The sequence below is a fragment of the Desulfoglaeba alkanexedens ALDC genome (assembly GCF_005377625.1).
Taxonomy (GTDB): Bacteria; Desulfobacterota; Syntrophobacteria; order Syntrophobacterales; family DSM-9756; genus Desulfoglaeba; species Desulfoglaeba alkanexedens.
In genome coordinates this window covers 2,774,112-2,793,742 of record NZ_CP040098.1, presented here as the reverse complement: position 1 = coordinate 2,793,742, position 19,631 = coordinate 2,774,112, and the positions used below count along the sequence as shown (strand labels likewise).

The window sequence follows — 19,631 nt, the reverse complement described above, 5'->3', positions numbered from 1 at the left end:
GCATGGGGTTCTCCTCGGAGCGCGGCGATTTTGAAGCCGCCTGCCGATGGGACAAAATCATGACCGGCCGGAAACCTCCCGGCGGAATGGCATCACATGAAAACGAAAATCTCCGGACCGGACCGCTGGACCTGGTTTTCCCCCTGGGTGATCATCGGGTCCGTGTGTATCCTCGCGGCGGTCCTGGCGGTGCTCGCGGTCAAAAACATCCGCCGGGAACAGGATTTCATGGAACGCGCCCTGCGCTACCAGGCCGACATCCTCATGGAATTCCTGGAGGCTGGATCCCGAACGGGAATGCGCGGGCCCGGCGGCGGCGGGCGGCGGCACATCCAGACCCTCATGGAGGAAACCGCCCAGCAGCCGGAAGTCCTTTACATCACGCTGGTGGACGGTGACGGCCGGATCGTGGCCTCAAGCGACCCCCAACGCATCGGTGGGACCCACCGCCTGCCCCACGTCGCCGCGGACGGATCGCTCCACCGATTCATCGACACTCCGCAGCAGGCATTCGAAGTGATCCGGGCGTTCCGGCCGTGGTCCGGCTGCAATCCGCGCCACCGGAACATTTGCATGGAACGGACCGCCGCCCTCGGAGACAACCTCTTGCTCATCGTGGGCATGGACCCGTCGCCCTTCGAAGCCGCCATGCGTCAGGACCGGCACCAGACGATCCTGCTTTTCGGCGTCATGTTCCTGGCGGGCGCCGCAGGGTTCGTTTCTCTTTTCTGGGCCCAGCATTACCGGTCCGCCCGCCGGTCGCTCCTCGACATGGAACGGCTGAGCGCCACCGTCTTCAATCAGATGCCCGCGGGGCTCATCACCACGGACCTTCGCGGCACGGTCCGGCAGACCAACACGGCCGCCCGGGACATCCTCAAGCTTCCAGGGGGAATCCCCGGGCGACTGGACGAACTGGCCTGCTTCGCGGCCGTCCGGCGGCAGCTGGAACGTGGCGCCGCCGTCCTGGAAGAAGAGGTCACCTGCTGCGCCGGCGGCGACACCGTCATTCCCCTGTTGGTCAACGCCTCGGTCATCCACGACGGCGAAGGCCGAAAAGCGGGCTACGTTTTCCTTTTTACAGACATGACCGGCATCAAGCAACTGGAAGAACAGCTTCGAAGGAGTGAACGCCTGGCGGCGCTGGGCCGGCTTTCTGCGGGAATCGCTCACGAAATCCGAAATCCGTTGAGCTCCATCAAGGGATTCGCCGCTATCCTGGCGAAAAAGGTCCAGGGCGACGAAAATGCCCGCGCTCTTTCCAAGGTCATGGAAGACGAGGTGAACCGCCTCAACCGCGTGGTGACCGAGCTCCTGGAATTCGCCCGCCCCACCGAATTGCAGAAGCGCCGCACCGCGGTCAAAGAGGTGATCGAGCACTCCCTGCGCCTCGTGGAAAGCGACGCTCAGGCCGCCGGTATCCGCCTTTCGGTGGACGTCCGGCCGCAGGAGCTTCGAGCCGAATTCGACCCGGACCGCTTCTCCCAAGTCCTCCTGAACCTCTACCTGAACGCCATCCAGGCCATGGACCGCGGCGGCAGGCTTTCCGTGGAAGCCGAACGTCACGAAGACGAATGGGTGCTGCAGGTGGAGGACACGGGCTGCGGCATCGAACCGGCGGAGCTGCCTCACATCTTCGACCCCTATTTCACCACGAAACCGCGCGGCGTAGGGCTCGGACTCGCCGTAGTCCACAAGATCGTCGAAGCCCACAACGGCGAAATCGACGTGGAAAGCTCCCCCGGCCAAGGCACCCGCTTCATCATCCGGCTTCCCCTGGGCGGCGCGGCGGCATGCCCGTCCCCGGAGGAACGCCGCGCCGCCCCATCGTCCGGGAAAACCCAGGCGACCTTGACGGCAAGTGAGGAGTCCTCATGACCCGCTCCGACTCCCGCTCTCTGATCCTGGTGGTAGACGACGATCCCGCCCACCGGCTCATGCTGAAGAACCTGCTCGAAGACTGGGGCTACCGCATCGAAGAAGCGGAAGACGGCGACGACGCGGTGGCCTTCATCCAGCGGGGCCCGGCGGATCTCGTTCTCATGGATGTCCGCATGCCGCGGATGAACGGGATCGAGGCGACCCAGGCCATCCTAAGCTACAACCCCGCCGTCCCCGTACTGATCATGACGGCCTATTCGTCCATCCCGTCGGCCGTGGAAGCTCTGAAAGCCGGCGCCTACGACTACCTCACCAAGCCCCTGGACTTCGACGCGCTGAGGCTCACCATCGAACGGGCCCTGGAACACACGCATCTTCGCCGGGAAAACGAAGAGCTGCGAGGTCAGCTGGCGCGCCTGCAGCTGCCGGAAATGGTGGGGCGAAGTCCCGCCATGCAACAGATGGCCGAAATGATCGCCCTGGTGGCCCCTTCGGAAGCGACGGTGCTCCTCACCGGGGAAAGCGGCACGGGAAAGAGCCTGGTCGCCCGAGCCATCCACGCCAACAGCCCCCGGAGCAGCCGGCCGCTGGTGGAAGTCAATTGCGCCGCCATCCCGGAATCGCTCATGGAATCGGAACTCTTCGGCCACGAAAAAGGCGCCTTCACCGGAGCGGACAAGGCGCGCCGCGGGCGCTTTTCACAGGCGGACGGCGGGACCATCTTCCTGGACGAAGTGGGCGAACTGTCGCCTCCCATGCAGGCCAAACTCCTTCGCGTTCTTCAAGAAGGCGACATCCAGCGCGTGGGAAGCGACGCCCCGGTCCGCGTCGACGTGCGCGTGATCGCCGCCACCAACCGGGACCTCCAGAACATGGTGGCCCAGGAAACCTTCCGAGAAGACCTCTTCTACCGCTTGAACGTGGTGACCCTCGAAGTGCCCCCGCTACGGGACCGCGTCGAAGACATCCCGGTCCTTGCCGAACACTTTCTGGCCCGGTTCGCCGAAAAGAACCGAAAGCGCGTGAAAGGCATCACCCCTGGAGCCATGGATCTGCTGCTCAAACACCCGTGGCCCGGAAACGTCCGCGAACTGGAAAACGTGATGGAACGCGGCGTGATCCTCCTTCAAGGCGATTACATCTCCGAAAAGGAACTGCCGCTCGCCCTCCAGAAGCTGGCGCCTCAACCGCCGCCCGAAACCGCCGCAGACAGCTCCCCCCAACGGGACCTCACCGACCTCACCCTGGCGGAGATGGAACGACGCGCCATCTTTCAAACGCTCGAAGAAACCGGGGGCAACAAGAGCGAAGCCGCCCGCCGCCTCGGCATCACCCGCCGCACGTTGAAACTCAAGCTCAAAAAATACCAAGAAGAATCGAACACTTAAAACCTAAACGCAAAACCCACGGCGTTCCCGTCCGGCCGTCTCAGCGCAGCCGCTTCAGACAGGTGTGATCAGACGCCTCGCAAGCGGAACGACCGGAATCCAACGCCGCCCCGCAGGCGCCCCGCGCGGGAGGTTCTCATCCGAAGACTCGTCTGGTGAAAAACCACGCTATCGGGTACGATTTTCGGGCCGGATCCATTCGCCGATAGCCGTGTACGCCTGCACTACGGCCTTGAGTTCTTTATGGCGGACGAAGAAGGCCTCTTTCATGCCGCGGAGCCATTCCAGGTGGCGCTCGGCGTCTTCGCGGGTGAGAAAGAGCGGGTGCTCGCTGGGGCGCGTTGAGATCTGGATACGGCCGTCAGCGGCCTTCAAGGTGCCGGCGCTGCTGCAGAGCATGCACCGGACGGCGACGGCTCCGTCCGGCCGCGGGCTGGTTTCCGGAAGAAACCTGAAGGTATCGCCGCCGCACACAGGGCACCGAGGCGCGCTCCCGGCCTCTTCGCTTCCGCCGCCGCAAAGCGCCTCAGCCAGCCGTGCGGCGGCCGCTTTCGCGACTCCGTCCAGAAAAATTTCTCCGGGAAGAGCGCCGTAGACGACTTCCGAACCCCGATGGTCGGTCAGGGTGAGTTTGAGGAAGCTATCCACTATGAGCTTGGTGTAGCCTTCAAGGCCCGGCACGCCGGCGATGGCGGCGCCCACCGCGGGCTTTCCCCAGAGCGTGTTCAGGTGGGCGTAGAAGCTCAACCCCCGGTCCAGAAGGCGTTTGAGGCTGGCATTGGCGCCCAGAAAGTAGGTGGGGACGGCCACCGCCACCGCATCGGCTGAAACCAGGGCATCCAGAAAAAGCTGCAGGTCATCTCGCTGCACGCATTTCATTTCGCCGAAGAGGCACTGGTAGCAGCCAAGGCAGGGCTGGATGTTCAGTTCAGAAAGTCGGATGAGCCTCAAGCTCCAAGCATCCTGTGGGAGGTTCAAATAAAGTTCCTTGAGGAAAAGTTCGCAATTTCCGTATTTTCGGGGCGAAGCCACAATCCCTAGAAGCGTTTTCACCTTGTCGTCTCCTCCGGTTAAGGTTCCAGCCTGCATCCATTCATAGGGCTTGAAGGTATGCATACCATGAAAACGCCCGCGGCACCACTCCCCTCTTCCCGCCCGTATCGGAGCATTTCGTTGACAATCAGGCGGCCTCTGCTACAATCCGCGCACGTTGGATCCAGGCGACGCACCTTGGAGCCGGCCGCGGGGCCTGCCTGCCGCCGAAGCGACTGCGAACCTTATGAAAGAGACCTGGCCATGCGAGCCCAAAGGCACTGTGTCGTCACCTTCCAGTACTGGATAGAACCGGTGGATCCGGAACCTTTCCCGTATCCGCGCGGCCCTTACCGCATGGAAGCCCTTCTGGGGGAAGGCCGACTGCCCCCATCCCTGGAACAGCTTCTGTTGGGAATGGAGGCCGGTGAGCGCACCGACGTGACGCTTGAGCCCGGCGCCATGTTCGGCCCCCTTAGAGACGACGCCGTGACCGAAGTACCCCGCTCGGACGTGGTGGAAGAAGGCGACCGACTCCAGGTGGGCGCGGTCTGCCACCTCATGGATGAAAAGCGGCGGCTCCGGCCCTTCCGCGTCCGCGCCCTCGGCCCGAACACGGTGCTCGCAGACTTCAACCACCCCCTGGCCGGACGACGCCTCCGCCTCCGGGTCACTATGGAATCGGTGCGGTGGGCCGCCCTGGAAGAAATCAAGCAGGCCAGGCTGAGAGACGCTCACTGCCACGATGCAGCGTCGAGGGACAAGGCTTCATGGATCGAAACATCGAACTCGTAAAGGAAGAACCGACCCCCGAAAGGAAAGAACGGCGAGCCCTCGCGAACTTTTTCTTCGAACTGGGGATGCTCAAGCGAACCCCGCGTTCGGGGTTTCAGTTTCTGGGGACGGGCAGGGAATCCGTGGCCGAGCATTCCTTTCGAACGGCTGTCATCGGCTACACGCTGGCCCGGCTGTCCGACCACTCGGATCCCTTCCGCGTGGTCTGCCTGTGCCTCTTTCACGACGTGCCGGAAGCCCGCACCGGGGACATGAACTACGTGAACAAGCAGTACGTGACAGTCGACGAAGCGAAAGCCGTGAGGGACCTGGCGGAAACCCTGCCGTTCGGGGACGCTTTTCTGGAGTTCATCGAAGAATACCGGGCGTGCCGCACGGAAGCGGCCGTCCTGGCCCATGAGGCGGATCAGTTGGACCTGATTCTCGAACTGAAACATCAGAAGGACCTGGGAAACGCTTACGCCGAGCGGTGGATCCACTTCGCTCTGAAGCGCTTGAAGACCCCGCTGGGACACCGCCTCGCCGATGAAATCCTCGTGACCGATTCGGCCGGCTGGTGGTTCGACGGAAACGACCACTGGTGGGCGTAACCCCCCTCATCTCTTCTTCAGTCGATCCGCAAACGACACCACCTTGCCGGCCTTCGCGGCCTCTCGGTCCCCGGAACCGTGGGATTGGACCCCCTCCCCGGCCGGCTGTTCCTCCTTCTGCTTTTCCGGACCCTCCTGCGGCGCCTCCACTTTCACCATCTGCATGGGGTGGCCTCCCATGGTGAACGGTTCACCGTTGATGTAGGCTTCACGAAGGATCCACGTCACCACCACCAAGGGCACTTGGAGCACCAGGAGTTTCACCTGCCACCAATCGGGCTTGGGATCCGCCGTGATGTCTTCGATCCGCGCAAAAAAAGCCGGCTGGTTTTCGATATGGACCAGAACCAGGTCACCGATTTCGGTCGCCATCCATCCATTCTCCTTTCTATTGAAAAACATGCCGCTGGCCGGACTCGGGAACCCCTCACGAGGCCGCTGCAGAAGTCTCGCCCGCCGACGCACGTGTCACGGAACCCGCCGGTTCGATCCTCTGCCGGTACGCGCCGGACCCGATGCGTTCGTCCGCCAGGCGCACCCAACGCCTGAGGCTCGGAAACAGGGCACCGCACGGGCCTTCAATGGTCTTTCGAAGTGTCCTCCAGGCTCTCGGGACATAATTAAGGAACCCGCTCTTTCCTTTCGTCGTCCCCAAGAACCCGAAGGCTCCGAGCATCTGCAGGTTACGGCACAGGCGGACCATTTGGTAGCTCCGCAGGAAATCATTCCGCGGTACATCGAGGAACCCCCGGGCGGCGTTCCAATAGCGTTGGACGAGGATCTCCTGGAGCGTTTCGGGAACGGCCGTGTAGGGGTCGATGAGGAGGCTTGCCAGGTCGTAAGCCGGCGGGCCGAAGCGCATGCCTTGAAAATCGATAATCCAGAGTGCTCCGCCGTGTACCATGATGTTCCGGCTCTGAAAATCCCGATGCATCACCCACCGGCGCCCGGGCGCCTCGGCCAGGGCCGCCAGTTTCAGGAAATCTTCTCCCAGGTCCTCTTCGACCACCGCGCACCCCAGCGTCTCGTTCAGGAATGCTCGGCGGAAGTATTCCAGTTCACGATGGTAAATGAAACGAGCATCGTAGCGGTCCGTGTCGAAGCAGAAGGCGCTTTGGAAGCCTTCCGCTCCCCGCCGGTGCAGGCGAAGCAGCAGCCGGACCGCATCCGTGTACGCCCGGGCCAGGCGCCGCGGCGTCCGCGACCGGTTGACGAAGTCCTGCAGGTGGATGTTTCCGAGGTCTTGCAGGACAAATACGCCCCGGCGAGGATCGGACCAGAAAAACCGGGGAACCGGCAGGCCTTTCGCCGCCAGGTGCCGGCCGATCCGATCGTAGGCGTCGCATTCGTCCATCTCGTCCGTGCTGCGGCGTGGAGACACAACCAGAACCGCCCGCCGGAAGCCGTCCCGGAGCCTGAAAAAGGCACGGTCCGAACCGTCGCCGTGAAGCGGTTCCACCGACCAGCCGCTCCCTGCGCTTGCCGATCCGGCCCCTTCGAGGCGAAGGGTTGAAAGAAGCGCCTTCAGTCGTTGGGATGAAACGGGAAGGTCCCCTTTTCCTTCGTCAGGATGCAATGCCGGTGACTCCCCGCAACCGCTGCTCCATCGGTCACGATACAGGTTTCCAAATCCGTTCCCGGAGCGAACGCTACGCCGTTCCAGGCGATCACGTCCTTCAACCGGACGGGCCCGCGAAGGCGGCATGCGCGGTCGAGAACCACCATGCCTTCCAGCCTGACATCGCCTTCCAGGACCGCACTGTGGTGAACTCGGACGGGCGATCCGCTCGGAAGGGGCGCCAAGCCGCCGTCGTCTACCGCCGCCAGATGTCGATGGAGGCTCCAATAGGCGGCCACCGTCCCCGTTTCCCGCCACGTCAGAGTACTGCGAAAAACGGCCCGCGGCGGGTCTCCCCGAGCGATGAGATCCTTGTACAATTCCAGAATGCTTGCGGGCTTTCCTCGGGGGAAGTAATCCAGCGCCTTCGAATCCACCACATGGATCCCGGTGAAGGCCAGCAGGCGGACCGCCGAATCCCTCCGACACAGCTCTTCCCCTCGTTCGCCGAACCCGCGCACCCGTCCGGCCGCATCCACCGCCACGTTGTTGAACGGCGGACAGTCGTGGACAAGGAGTGTGGCCTTGGCGCCGGACGTTTCGTGGACTTGCCGAAGGTGCGCAAGAGCCGCGTCACAGGCCGTGTCCCCGTTTACGGCGAGTACCGGCCCGTCGCCCAAAAGCGAAACGGCGTTCCGGAGCCCGCCTCCCGTCCCCAGCAGAACCGGCTCCCGGATGACATGAAGGGGAAGCGGCCAGGAACGTTCATGGACGAACGCTTCCAGGCGGTCCGCCAGGTGGTGGGCGTTCACCACGGCCGCCTCAAAGCCCGCCGAAGCGAGCCGCTCCGCCCAGTATTCGAGGAGCGTCATGCCCATGAGGGGCTGAAGCACTTTGGGGCGGACCCAGGTGAGCGGCCGGAGCCGCGTACCGAGCCCGGCTGCGAGAATCATGGCGCGCATGGGGGCCTTCTTCTTCCAACGGTTCCTGCATCCGGATTCGACACGGCACCCGGGGCGAACAGAAAACCGGCATCCCTCTCGTCGAAGGCATCGTTTCGACCATTGACATTTGACATGATTTCGGCTTTTCAGCAAGGTATCTGAGAAGTTCGAATGAAAAGAAAAGGCTTCGAAAGAAGAACACGAGACGGACGGTCGAAAGCCCGATGGTGAAATCAACGGCCGGCGCCCACCTCTTCGTGGGATTCAACGGAACTGAGTTCGGCCGGGACCTCATGGCCGTGATCCGGGAATTCCGGATCGGGGGCCTGGTACTCTTTCGCCGGAACATTTCGAGCGCCGGGCAGCTTCGGGAACTTCTGAAAGACGTTCAACTCTACTCCCGGGAAACCCTGGGCCGCGGCACGCTCATAGCCGTAGACGAAGAAGGCGGCGCCGTCCAGCGCCTGCACCCGGCGCTTCCTTGGCTTCCTTCCGCCCTGGAAACGGCCCGTTCCGGCTCGGACGCCGTGATCCACTCGGCGAGGACGGTCGCGAAGCGACTGAAGGCGCTGGGCATTCAGATCAACTTCGCCCCGGTTCTGGACGTGGTGGACGATCCGGAAGGGCATTTCCTTGGTTCACGATCGCCTGGAGCCGTCCCCGAACGGGTGGCCCGGCTGGGGCGCTTGTGGATCGAGACGTTTCAGAGCCTGGGCGTTTCAGCTACGGCCAAGCATTTCCCGGGACTGGGAAAGGCCGCCCTGGACCCGCACCACCGCCTTCCGGTGGTCGAAACCGAAGACCCCGCGCGCCTTGAAGACCAGCTCCTTCCCTTCCGGCACGCTGTCGCAGCCGGCGTGCACGCCGTCATGACCTCGCACGCGCTCTACCCGGCGTGGGACCCCGAACGCCCCGGTACCCTCTCGGCGGCCGTCAACCGCGGAATCCTGAGAGACCGCCTGGGGTTCCAAGGCGTTCTGTTCAGCGACGACCTGGACATGAAGGCCGTGAGCGGTCGCATTCCCCTACGGGATGTGGCGCATTGGGGGCTGGAAGCCACCGTGGACGGATTTCTCGTCTGCCAGCGACCGGAGAACGTGGAACCGCTTTACGCGGCCCTCTACGACGCCATTCGAGCGGGCGGTTCCGCCCGCGACCTTCACGAAGCCTCCATGAAACGTTTGCAACGCCTGCTCTCCTTTCATTTCTGAAAGGACGCAGCGCAAACGGGTCGGGATCGCACTCCCGCCCGAGTTCCCTTCCGTTGCCATTCGAGACGGGCGGGGTTTCTTTTTGACATCTTCCAAGCGCTGAGATAACGTTCTTTACTTACTGATAGGAGGATCGCATCATGACACTTAACATTTCGCAATTTTCCAGGATGCGGCGGCTGCCGCCGTATGTCTTCGCCCAAGTGAACGCCCTCAAGATGGAAAAGCGCCGGGCCGGCGAAGACATCATCGACCTCGGGATGGGCAATCCCGATATCCCCACACCGCCTCACATCGTGGACAAGCTCATCGAGGCGGCCCAGAAGTCGCCCAACCACCGTTATTCGGCATCCAAGGGGATCACCAAGCTGCGCCACGCCATCGCCGACTGGTACGCGCGCCGCTACGGCGTGACCGTCGACCCGGAAACGGAAGCCGTGGTCACCATCGGAGCCAAGGAAGGCCTGTCACACCTGGTGCTGGCCCTCATCAGCCCGGGGGACGTGGTGTTTGCGCCCAATCCCACCTACCCCATTCATCCCTACTCGGTGATCATCGCGGGAGGCGACCTGCGTTCCATTCCCATCGGGCCGGACCGGGACTTTCTGGAAGACCTCCAGATCGCCACCAAGCAGACATGGCCTCGCCCGAAGATGCTCATCATTTCCTATCCGCACAACCCGACGACCGCGGTGGTGGACCTGGACTTCTTCAAGAAGGTGGTCCATTTCGCCCGGGAACACCAGATGATGGTGATCCACGACCTAGCCTACGCGGACCTCGCCTTCGACGGCTACCAGGCGCCCAGTATCCTCCAGGTGCCGGAAGCCAAAGAGATCGCCGTCGAGTTCTTTTCCCTGTCCAAAAGCTACAGCATGGCGGGATGGCGCGTGGGATTCTGCGTCGGAAACCCGGAGATGGTGGGCGCGCTGACGCGGCTCAAGAGTTACCTGGACTACGGCATCTTCCAGCCCATCCAGATTGCGGCCATCATCGCCCTGAACAGCGACCAGTCGTGCGTGGACGAGATCGTCTCCATCTACAGGTCGCGCCGTGACGTCCTGGTGGACGGCCTGAACCGCATGGGCTGGCCCGTGCAAAAGCCCAAAGGCACCATGTTCGTATGGGCGAAAATTCCTGAACCCTTCCGATCTATGGGCTCCGTGGAGTTCTCCAAGTTCCTCATCGAGGAAGGTAAGACGGCGGTGTCTCCGGGGCTGGGGTTCGGTGAATATGGAGACGAATACGTGCGGTTTGCGTTGGTTGAAAACGAGATGCGCACTCGGCAGGCGCTGCGCGGCATCAAGAAGGCGCTGCAGAACCGCGTGGTGAAACCGGCTGTTCGGGCGGTAGGTTCTTGAGGAGTGATCGAGCGTTCATGGATTCGATCGGGATAGGACTCATCGGCTGGGGGACGGTGGGCTGCGGCGTCGTCCGCGTGCTTCAGGAAAATGAATCGATTATTTCCAACCGCCTGGGCATGCCGCTGGTGATTCGGCGGGTGGCGGACCTGGACATCGAAACGCCGCGGCCCGTGGCCGTCCCGCGGGAAATATTGACCACCGACGCCGAAGCCGTGCTCCGGGATCCGAAAATCGACATCGTGGTGGAACTGATCGGCGGATTGGAACCGGCTCGAAGCTTCATCCTGGAAGCTCTGGAAAGCGGCAAACACGTGGTCACCGCCAACAAGGCCCTGTTGGCCCAAAGCGGCAACGAACTGTTCGAAGCCGCGCGCCGGTTCGAACGCACCGTCGCCTTCGAAGCGGCCGTCGCGGGCGGCATCCCGCTCATCAAATCCCTGCGGGAAGGACTCGCCGGAAACCGCATCGACACCATCTTCGGCATCCTGAACGGCACGTCCAATTACATCCTCACCCGGATGACGCTGGCGGCGCTGCCCTTCAGCGACGCGCTCCGCGAAGCTCAGCAACACGGTTTCGCTGAAGCGGACCCGACCCTGGATATCGAAGGCATCGACACCGCTCACAAGTTGGCCATCGCGTGCGCCATGGGTTTCGGAAGCCGCATTCAGTTGGACAAGGTCTACACAGAGGGCATCAGCCGGATCGACCCGCTCGACGTGCGTTTCGCCGAAGAATTCGGCTACCATTTGAAACTGCTGGCCATCGGCCGCCAGGAGCAAGGGCGGCTGGAAATGAGGGTCCATCCGACCCTGATCCCGTCCACCCACGTGCTGGCCAGCGTCCGCGGCGCCTACAACGCGGTTCACATCCGCGGAAACGCCGCGGGAAGCATCATGCTGTACGGGCTCGGCGCCGGCATGATGCCGACGGGAAGCGCCGTCGTGAGCGACCTCATCGATCTCGCCCGGGACATGTTCTGCCGGGCACCCCACAGGGTCCCGCCCCTTGGCTTTCTACCGGAACGATTGGAATGGGTGCCCGTAAAACCCATGGAAGACATCGTCACGCGCTATTATTTCCGCTTTTCGGCAATGGACCGTCCGGGAGTCCTGTCGAAGATTTCCGGCATTCTCGGGAATAATGCCATCAGCATTGCAGCGGTCATCCAGAAGGGGCGTGAAGTGGAGGGCGCCGTCCCCATCGTGATGCTCACCCACGAAGCCCGGGAACGGGATGTGAAACGGTCCCTGGCGGAAATCGATCGTCTGGATGTGGTGAAAGAACCCACACGGCTCATTCGGATCGAAGACCACGAGAGCGCGGAAATCTGAATCGAACCCGAGGTTCCCGTGAAAGCACCCAAGTTCATCGTCTTGGTCGGTGACGGCATGGCGGATTACCGCATCGACGCCCTCGACGGGCGGACTCCACTGGAAGCGGCCCGCACCCCTCACCTGGACCGACTCGCCGCCGCCGGCCAAACGGGCCTCGTTCGCACCATCCCCGAAGGGATGGAACCCGGAAGCGATATCGCCAACATGAGCCTGCTCGGCTACGATCCCAGGCGCTACCACACCGGGCGGGCGCCCCTGGAAGCCGCCAGCCTGGGAGTGCGGCTCGATCCGCAGGACGTGGCCTTCCGCTGCAACCTGGTGACGCTGCTCGAAGACGACCAAGGCGTGCTGCGCATGGCCGACTATGCGGCCGGCCATATCTCCACGGAAGAAGCCAGGGAAGTGATCGCGACACTTCAGGAGCGCACGGTGGAAGAGCCGCTCCGGCTGTACGCCGGAGTAAGCTACCGGCACCTGCTGGTCTGGCGGGCGGGCCGGGACGACCTGCGGACCACGCCGCCTCACGACATCACCGGGGAACCCGTGGAACCTCACCGCCGAGTATACCGGGAGGAGCCGCCGCTTCAGGCCTTCGTGGAGCGGGCCTCGGCAGTACTGGCCGAACACCCCGTAAACCGGAGGCGGCAAGCGGAGGGAAAGCGGCCGGCCAACGGGGTCTGGCTGTGGGGGCAGGGGAAGGCCCCTTCCCTGCCCACGCTGGAAACCCTGTACGGGCTCCGAGGTGCCATGATTTCCGCCGTGGATCTGCTCAAGGGACTGGGCGTCTACGCGGGTCTGGATCCCATCGCGGTTCCCGGCGCCACGGGTTACCTGGACACCAACTACCGGGGGAAAGTGGAGGCGGCCCTGGGCGCCCTGGAAGCCGGGGATTTCGTCTATCTGCACGTGGAAGCGCCCGACGAAGCGGGCCACGAAGGCAGTCTGGAAAAGAAGATCCAGGCCATCGAAGACCTGGACGCCAAAGTGGTCGGGCCTCTGATCGCAGGGGCCGCGAGATTTCCCGACGTGCGCATCCTGGTGGTTTCCGATCACCTCACCCCGGTTTCGGTCCGCACCCACGTTTCGGATCCCACGATTTTTCTCCTGGCTTCCCTTCCCCTTCGGGCCGGAGCGAACCCGAGCGGGCGGACTTTCTGCGAGAAAACGGCGGAAACCGAAGGCCTCAAGCTGCCTTCCGGGGAAGCGCTCTTCAGGAAATTTATCGGCAGGTAAAGGAGGAACCCCCCCAGTGGCGGCTCAAGCCATCATTCGGGTGCTCTACGGCGACACCGATGCCATGGGTGTGGCCTATTACGGCAATTACATGAGGTGGTTTGAAGCGGGCCGGAACGAGTGGTTCCGGAGTTCCGGTACCGTCTATCGGGAACTGGAGGCACGGGGCGTCTTTCTTCCGGTGATCGAAGCCCACTGCAACTACCGGAAGCCGGCCTTTTACGACGATGTCCTGACCGTTCAGACCGCGTTCCAGTTCAGCGGGCCCGCCCGTCTGCGCTTCGATTACGTGATCCTGCGCGGCGAGGAACCGTTGGCCGACGGCCACACCGTTCACGTGTGCGTGGACGGCGACCGAAAGGTGCTCAAGCCCCCCGACTTCCTCCGGGACATCCTCCGGAGCTTCACGAACGGCTGTTGACCGGCCGAAACCCCCCGTACCGGCGCTCGGTTTCCCGCCCACAGGCCCTGTTTCTTTCTGCGAGGCTTCCAGATATGATCGTTTTTCCCGCCATCGACCTCAAGGACGGACACTGCGTGCGCCTCATGCAAGGCGACCCCGATCGGATGACCGTCTACGGAAAAGACCCTGTGGCCATGGCCAAGCACTTCGAATCGGAAGGCGCCGCGTGGCTCCACGTGGTGGACCTGGACGGCGCTTTCAGCCGGAGGCCCCAAAACCGTGACGCCATCCAGCGCATGGTGGCGGCCGTCCGCATTCCGGTACAGGTAGGCGGCGGCATTCGAAACCTGGAGACCGTCGAATGGTACCTGGAAACGGGCGTTGCGCGGGTGATCCTGGGCACCGCGGCCCTCCGGCAGCCTCAGCTCCTGGAAAGCGCCTGCGATCGCTTTCCCCGGCGCATCGCGCTCGGGATCGACGCACGAGGCGGCAAGGTCGCCATCGAAGGATGGAAGGAAACGACGGCGACCGAGGCCGTGGAACTGGCCCGGCGGTTCGAACACCTGGCGCTCGCTGCCGTCATTTACACGGACATTCAGCGTGACGGCATGCAAACGGGCGTCAACATCGTACAGACCAGGCGGCTGCTCGAAAGCACGGGCCTTCCGGTCATCGCTTCCGGGGGCGTGGCGACGCTGGAAGACATCCGCGCCCTGCTCCCGCTGATCCCTCTGGGTCTCGAAGGCGTGATCACCGGGCGAGCCCTTTACACCGGCACGTTGAGCCTCCGCGAGGCCCTGGAACTTGTTCGAAACGCCTGATTGTCCCGCCGGATCTTTCAGTCAGCGGCCCGCGGCTGTCGCCTTCGAAGCCGGGGTCTCTTTCCGCCGCCCATGGGAGGGGCTATCATGACACTCAAAGAACAGATTGAAGGCGCTCTGAAGGACGCCATCCGAAGCAGGGACGAAACCCGCCGAAACGCCCTCCGGATGCTGCTCACCGCCATGAAGAACAAGGAAAAGGAAGTGCGCCGAGAGCTGGAGACCGCTGAAATCCGCCAGCTCATCGGGGCGGCCATGAAGCAGCGGCGTGAAGCGGCCGAACTCTATCGGAAAGGGGGACGCGAAGACTTGGCGTCCGTGGAAGAAAGGGAGTCGGAGGTCCTCCGGGAATTTCTGCCGGAACCGCTGAGCCGGGAAGCCCTGGAGGCGCTGGTGGATGAAGTGATCCGGGAAGTGGGGGCCGCCGGGCCCAAGGACATGGGCAAGGTGATGCAGGCGATCATGCCCAAGGTGGCCGGCCGCGCCGAAGGAAAAGCTGTGAACGACTGTGTACGGCGCCGCTTGACGTCCTGAAAAACCGAAAGACCGCCCCTTGATTCGCGAGACCATTCTTGGTAAATATAAAAGGTTTGAGAAAGCTAATGCCTCAAACAGTGGAAGGCGGTTCTCAGAAGCAGGCGGTTTCGGGTGACCAACGCAGACGGTGCGGCGATCATTAAGCAAGCCGTGGATATCGTTGACCTGATCGGCCAGGTGGTGCCGCTCAGGCGTGCCGGCCGCCGGCACGTCGGCTTGTGTCCCTTTCACAAGGAAAAAACCCCGTCTTTCAGCGTCGACGCTGAAAACGGGTTTTTCTATTGCTTCGGGTGCGGCGCGGGCGGTGACGTGCTGACGTTTACCATGAAGCACTGGAACCTGACCTTCTCCGAAGCGCTCCGATACCTTGCGGACCGCTATAACCTTACGCTCCCTGAAACGGGAAGAGACAACGAACAGGTCCGCAAAGAACGGGACGCGATGTTTGCGGTCCTGGATGAGGCCTGCGACTTCTTTTACCGCGAGCTGCACCACAGCGAGTCCGGGAAGGCCGCACGGGAGTACATCAAGAAACGGTCGCTCCCGGAAAACACCGTGGAACGCCAGCGGTTGGGTTATGCTCCCAACGCCTGGGATGTCTTGCTTCGGCACTTCAGGCATCGCGGGCTGGATCCCCGTCTGGGGGTCAAAGCGGGGCTCTTCGTGGAAGCAGCCAAGGGATCCCTCTACGACCGGTTCAGGAACCGGCTGATGTTTCCCATCGCGGACGATCGCGGCCGGGTGGTGGCCTTCGGCGGGAGGAGCCTGGACGGATCGGAGCCCAAGTACCTGAACAGCCCGGAAACGGCCGTTTACCACAAAGGAAGGACCCTCTACCAGTTCGCCGCGGCCCGTGAAGCCTGCCGCGAACTTCGGCAGGTGGTCCTGGTGGAAGGCTACCTGGACCTTTTGGCCTTCCACGCGCAGGATTTCTACCGGGTGGCGGCGACCCTCGGCACGGCGCTCACGGCCACCCAAGTGCGGTTGTTGCACCGGATCGCCGACGAAGTGGTGCTGGTCTACGACGCAGACCCGGCCGGCCGGAAGGCCATGTTCCGTGCCCTGCCCCTCTTTTTGGATGAAGAACTGGCGGTAACCACGGTCGACCTTCCTTCCGGCATGGATCCCGACGATTTCCTCAAAAGCGAAGGGATCGGCGCGTTTGAGAAGCTGATGGAAACCCGAAGGGACTTGGGAAGCGTGGCTATCGACGACGCGCTGAGCTCCTGGGACGGGACCTCGGTGGGTAAAGGCCGGGTGATACAGCAATTGCAACCTATCCTGGGCGGGGTGAGCCACCCCGTCCTGCGCTCCGGCTACGTCCGCCGCGTGGCGGAGCGGCTCGCTCTCTCGGAAGACGTGGTGGACCGCCAGCTGGCTTCCGGAAAGGCCGGAGCCTCCGGCCCCCGCAGGCCCGAATCAACCCGTTGGGCGGAACGAATGCAGCCGCCGTCCACCGGGGTGCAGGCGGTTGCATCGCCGGAAGAAACCCTCGTCCGGCTGATGGTTCGCCATCCGGTGCTCATCGATGAAGTGCGGACTGCGGGCGTGCTCGAACGCTTCGCCGCCTCAAGCCTTCGATCCATTGCGGAAGCGTTGTTTCAGGCGGTGGATCGACCGGAGGCCTTCGATCCGCGAAGCGTCTACGAGCGACTGGCCGGCGACGAAGCCCGCGCGCTCTTTTCCCGCCTGCTTCTGGAAGACGACACGGACGACCTCGAGTTCTGCCGGCTGGTCCTCCACGAGCGGATGGCAAGCCTTCGCAGGCGGGACGCCGTTCAGCGCCGGGCGGCCCTCCAGGCCGCCATTGAAGAAGCGGAGAAAAACGGCGATTTCGCTCGCCTTCAAGAATTACTGAGAGAAATGCAATCCATTCATAAGGTCGAAAGCAGGACCCAAACCGGCATCAGGTGATTTACGCGGGGGACGGATTCGATGACAAAAGACGCAAAGAACCACCAGGAAGAAACCGCCGCCAAGGGCCCCGAGCTGGAGGACCTCAAGCGCCTCATCTCCGTGGGCAAGGAAAAGGGCTTTCTTACCTACGACGAACTGAATCAGGTACTCCCCGAAGACCTGGTGTCTCCCGAAAAGCTGGACGACATGATGATGATCTTCGATGAGATGGACATCGAGATTGTGGATTCCGAGCAGCAGGTCCAGCTGGTGCGGGAACGGACGGCCGCCGCATCGGAGGAAATAGGCGACGAGGAAGACGACGAGGCCGCCTTCGACGACGAACCGGTGAGCCGGGTGACCGACCCGGTGAAGATGTACCTGCGGGAAATGGGGCAGGTATCGCTCCTCACCCGGGAGGGCGAGGTGGAAATCGCCAAAAGGATTGAAGCCGGGGAGCGGGAAGTCTTCAATGCCATCATGGAGTCGTCTCTGGGGGTCGAAGAGATTCTTCGGATCAGGTCCGACCTGGAAAGCGGGGAACTTCGCATCTCCGAAATCCTTCGGTCCACCGAAGAAGACATCACGGCGGAAGAGGAAGAAGCGCTCAAGGAACGGGTGATCGGGATGCTGGATGAAGTCCGGCGCCTGGATGAGGCCAACCGCGCGATGCAAGTGGCGCTTCTCGGTTCCGACCTCGAAGAACACGAACACCAGCGCCTGCGAACCGAGGTGCAACACAACAAGGAAAAGATCGTCAACCTTCTGAAGAACCTCCAGCTCGAAAAGACCCAGATCGACCACATCGTGGACAAGCTCCGCTCCTACCTGGAATCCATCGAAAACGCCGAAAAGGAACTGGAAGACTGCCTCCTAGGATGCCAGAAGCCCTTCCACGAACTCCAGAGGCTCAACGACCTGGCTCAGGAAAGTGAGGACAATCTCAAACGCTGTGCGGCCGACCTGGGACTCACACCTCAGCGCTTCAAGGAACTCACCGGACGGGCCATCCGCGCCAAGGAACACATCACCGCCTTCGAAATGAAGGCCAAGATGGATTCCAGAACACTGCGCCAGATCCTCAGACGCGTGGAAGACGGGCTGCTCCGGGCCAAGCTGGCCAAGAGCGAACTGATCGAAGCCAACCTCCGCCTGGTGGTGAGTATCGCCAAGAAGTACACCAACCGGGGCCTGCAATTCCTGGATCTGATCCAGGAAGGCAACATCGGCCTGATGAAAGCCGTGGACAAGTTCGAATACCAGCGTGGCTACAAATTCAGCACCTACGCCACTTGGTGGATCCGCCAGGCCATCACGCGGGCCATCGCCGACCAGGCGCGCACCATCCGCATCCCGGTACATATGATCGAGACGATCAACAAGCTCGTCCGCACTTCCCGCTACCTGGTCCAGGAACTGGGCAGGGAACCCACGCCTGAAGAGATCGCGGAACGGATGGACTTCCCGGTGGACAAGGTCCGAAAGGTTCTCAAGATCGCCAAGGAACCCATCAGCTTGGAGACCCCCATCGGCGAAGAAGAAGACAGCCATCTGGGGGATTTCATCGAAGACAAGCGGGTCACGTCACCGGTGGACGCGGTGATCAACCTGAATCTGAGCGAACAGACCCGAAAGGTTCTGGCGACACTCACACCCCGCGAAGAAAAAGTCCTCCGCATGCGCTTCGGGATCGGCGAAAAGGCCGACCACACCCTCGAAGAAGTGGGCCAGGACTTTTCCGTCACCCGGGAACGCATCCGCCAGATCGAAGCGAAGGCCCTCCGGAAACTACGGCATCCGAGCCGCCGGAAGGAACTCAAGAGCTTCATCGAAACCTGATCTCGAAGGTTCTCGATCGCTTCAAAGCGGCTCCCCGGCGCACGGGGGCCGCCCCACCCCTCCCGACACCTCCCGGTTTTCCTTCTTTTCAGGCTTGCATCCACCCCGATGGTCTTCCGGCGCTCCACACCTTTCCGCTTTTCGACTGGCCAATGGCCGTTTGGAGGGCCGCTTCCCCAATTTCCGCTAATGTTCACCGCCCCGGCATCCGACTAAAATGGTCGGGAAGCCATAGAGACTCACCTCACGGGTTTGAAAATCCATTTTGCATCGCGGGGAGGAAACCATGGAAGAAATCAGGGCTCGGGAAGGGAAGTATTTGACCTTTTCCATGAACGGCGAAGAATACGGGATCGGGATCCTCAAGGTCAAGGAAATCATCGGCATGATGCCCATCACGCCGGTTCCGAAGACGCCCGAGTTCGTCAAGGGTGTGATCAACCTGCGGGGACGGGTCATTCCGGTCATCGACCTGAGGCTGCGGTTCCGCATGCCCACAACCGACTATACGGAGCGGACCTGCATTATCGTGGTGGAGGTGGGCACGTCGACCGGGAAGATCCAGATGGGGATTATCGTCGACTCGGTCTCCGAGGTGGCTAACATCAAAAGCGGCGAAATCGAGGACCCGCCGTCCTTCGGCACCTCCGTGGACACCGATTACATCCTGGGAATGGCCAAGGTGGACGGAGGCGTGAAAATACTTCTGGATATCGATCGAGTGCTGACCGAAGGCGAAAGGGAGCTTCTGCAGCAGGCCGTGTGAGCCGGCGCAAGAGGGGGAAATTCATGGGGAAACGTT

At 62.5% G+C, this 19,631-nt stretch carries 18 protein-coding genes; 14 read left to right on the top strand and 4 right to left on the bottom strand.

All coding sequences use genetic code 11. The features are described from left to right. Window positions 1–96: 96 nt before the first annotated feature. Both FDQ92_RS12660 and FDQ92_RS12655 read left to right on the top strand, forming a co-directional pair. Window positions 97–1,878, top strand: a complete 1,782-nt coding sequence (locus FDQ92_RS12660) for an ATP-binding protein (RefSeq protein WP_137425229.1) — start codon at window positions 97–99, stop codon at window positions 1,876–1,878. Further along, window positions 1,875–3,269, top strand: a complete 1,395-nt coding sequence (locus FDQ92_RS12655; RefSeq protein ID WP_137425228.1) for a sigma-54-dependent transcriptional regulator — start codon at window positions 1,875–1,877, stop codon at window positions 3,267–3,269. Before FDQ92_RS12660 ends, FDQ92_RS12655 begins: the two co-directional genes overlap by 4 nt. A gap of 168 nt (window positions 3,270–3,437) precedes the next feature. On the opposite strand, the gene FDQ92_RS12650 is transcribed toward FDQ92_RS12655, so the two are convergent. Then, window positions 3,438–4,322 (bottom strand): flavodoxin family protein, encoded by an 885-nt coding sequence (locus tag FDQ92_RS12650; protein WP_170180346.1) that lies wholly within the window; start codon window positions 4,320–4,322, stop codon window positions 3,438–3,440. Between the two features lie 243 nt (window positions 4,323–4,565). Between FDQ92_RS12650 and FDQ92_RS12645 the strand changes: the two genes are divergently transcribed. Together FDQ92_RS12645 and FDQ92_RS12640 are read left to right on the top strand one after the other, a co-directional pair. Then, window positions 4,566–5,096: an FKBP-type peptidyl-prolyl cis-trans isomerase gene (locus FDQ92_RS12645; RefSeq protein ID WP_137425226.1), complete on the top strand. Its 531-nt coding sequence runs from the start codon at window positions 4,566–4,568 to the stop codon at window positions 5,094–5,096. Next, window positions 5,072–5,686: an HD domain-containing protein gene (locus tag FDQ92_RS12640; RefSeq protein ID WP_137425225.1), complete on the top strand. Its 615-nt coding sequence runs from the start codon at window positions 5,072–5,074 to the stop codon at window positions 5,684–5,686. Before FDQ92_RS12645 ends, FDQ92_RS12640 begins: the two co-directional genes overlap by 25 nt. 6 nt (window positions 5,687–5,692) lie before the next feature. Here FDQ92_RS12640 and FDQ92_RS12635 read toward each other — a convergent pair whose 3' ends face one another. The 3 genes from FDQ92_RS12635 to FDQ92_RS12625 form a co-directional block, all read right to left on the bottom strand. Further along, window positions 5,693–6,058: a hypothetical protein gene (locus FDQ92_RS12635; RefSeq protein ID WP_137425224.1), complete on the bottom strand. Its 366-nt coding sequence runs from the start codon at window positions 6,056–6,058 to the stop codon at window positions 5,693–5,695. Window positions 6,059–6,113: 55 nt separating this feature from the next. After that, window positions 6,114–7,145 carry an aminoglycoside phosphotransferase family protein gene (locus tag FDQ92_RS12630; RefSeq protein WP_170180345.1) on the bottom strand — a complete coding sequence of 344 codons (1,032 nt, stop codon included), beginning with the start codon at window positions 7,143–7,145 and terminating at the stop codon, window positions 6,114–6,116. A 65-nt stretch (window positions 7,146–7,210) separates the two neighbouring features. Beyond that, window positions 7,211–8,206, bottom strand: a complete 996-nt coding sequence (locus FDQ92_RS12625) for a nucleotidyltransferase family protein (RefSeq protein WP_137425222.1) — start codon at window positions 8,204–8,206, stop codon at window positions 7,211–7,213. Between the two features lie 206 nt (window positions 8,207–8,412). Here FDQ92_RS12625 and FDQ92_RS12620 point away from each other — a divergent pair, with 206 nt between their 5' ends. The 10 genes from FDQ92_RS12620 to FDQ92_RS12575 all read left to right on the top strand — a co-directional run bounded on the left by FDQ92_RS12620 (window position 8,413) and on the right by FDQ92_RS12575 (window position 19,595). Next, window positions 8,413–9,399 carry a glycoside hydrolase family 3 N-terminal domain-containing protein gene (locus tag FDQ92_RS12620; protein ID WP_137425221.1) on the top strand — a complete coding sequence of 329 codons (987 nt, stop codon included), beginning with the start codon at window positions 8,413–8,415 and terminating at the stop codon, window positions 9,397–9,399. A gap of 140 nt (window positions 9,400–9,539) precedes the next feature. Next, window positions 9,540–10,760 carry an aminotransferase class I/II-fold pyridoxal phosphate-dependent enzyme gene (locus FDQ92_RS12615; RefSeq protein WP_137425220.1) on the top strand — a complete coding sequence of 407 codons (1,221 nt, stop codon included), beginning with the start codon at window positions 9,540–9,542 and terminating at the stop codon, window positions 10,758–10,760. A 17-nt stretch (window positions 10,761–10,777) separates the two neighbouring features. After that, the gene (locus FDQ92_RS12610) at window positions 10,778–12,097 is read left to right on the top strand and encodes a homoserine dehydrogenase (RefSeq protein WP_137425219.1); all 1,320 of its coding nucleotides are present in this window, start codon (window positions 10,778–10,780) and stop codon (window positions 12,095–12,097) included. An 18-nt stretch (window positions 12,098–12,115) separates the two neighbouring features. Then, entirely contained in the window at window positions 12,116–13,333 is a 1,218-nt protein-coding gene (locus FDQ92_RS12605; RefSeq protein WP_246041721.1) for a cofactor-independent phosphoglycerate mutase, read from the top strand. Between the two features lie 16 nt (window positions 13,334–13,349). Continuing rightward, window positions 13,350–13,754, top strand: coding sequence for an acyl-CoA thioesterase (locus FDQ92_RS12600; protein WP_246041720.1), 405 nt, complete (start codon window positions 13,350–13,352; stop codon window positions 13,752–13,754). A gap of 74 nt (window positions 13,755–13,828) precedes the next feature. Further along, window positions 13,829–14,557, top strand: a complete 729-nt coding sequence (hisA, locus tag FDQ92_RS12595) for a 1-(5-phosphoribosyl)-5-[(5-phosphoribosylamino)methylideneamino]imidazole-4-carboxamide isomerase (protein ID WP_137425218.1) — start codon at window positions 13,829–13,831, stop codon at window positions 14,555–14,557. A gap of 87 nt (window positions 14,558–14,644) precedes the next feature. Next, window positions 14,645–15,091: a GatB/YqeY domain-containing protein gene (locus FDQ92_RS12590; protein WP_170180344.1), complete on the top strand. Its 447-nt coding sequence runs from the start codon at window positions 14,645–14,647 to the stop codon at window positions 15,089–15,091. 114 nt (window positions 15,092–15,205) lie between these two features. Further along, the gene (dnaG, locus tag FDQ92_RS12585) at window positions 15,206–17,008 is read left to right on the top strand and encodes a DNA primase (protein ID WP_137425216.1); all 1,803 of its coding nucleotides are present in this window, start codon (window positions 15,206–15,208) and stop codon (window positions 17,006–17,008) included. 21 nt (window positions 17,009–17,029) lie between these two features. Next, complete coding sequence (gene rpoD, locus FDQ92_RS12580; RefSeq protein WP_137425215.1) at window positions 17,030–18,829, top strand: RNA polymerase sigma factor RpoD; 1,800 nt, start codon at window positions 17,030–17,032, stop codon at window positions 18,827–18,829. Window positions 18,830–19,115: 286 nt separating this feature from the next. Next, window positions 19,116–19,595, top strand: a complete 480-nt coding sequence (locus tag FDQ92_RS12575) for a chemotaxis protein CheW (protein WP_137425214.1) — start codon at window positions 19,116–19,118, stop codon at window positions 19,593–19,595. The last annotated feature ends 36 nt before the right edge of the window (window positions 19,596–19,631 follow it).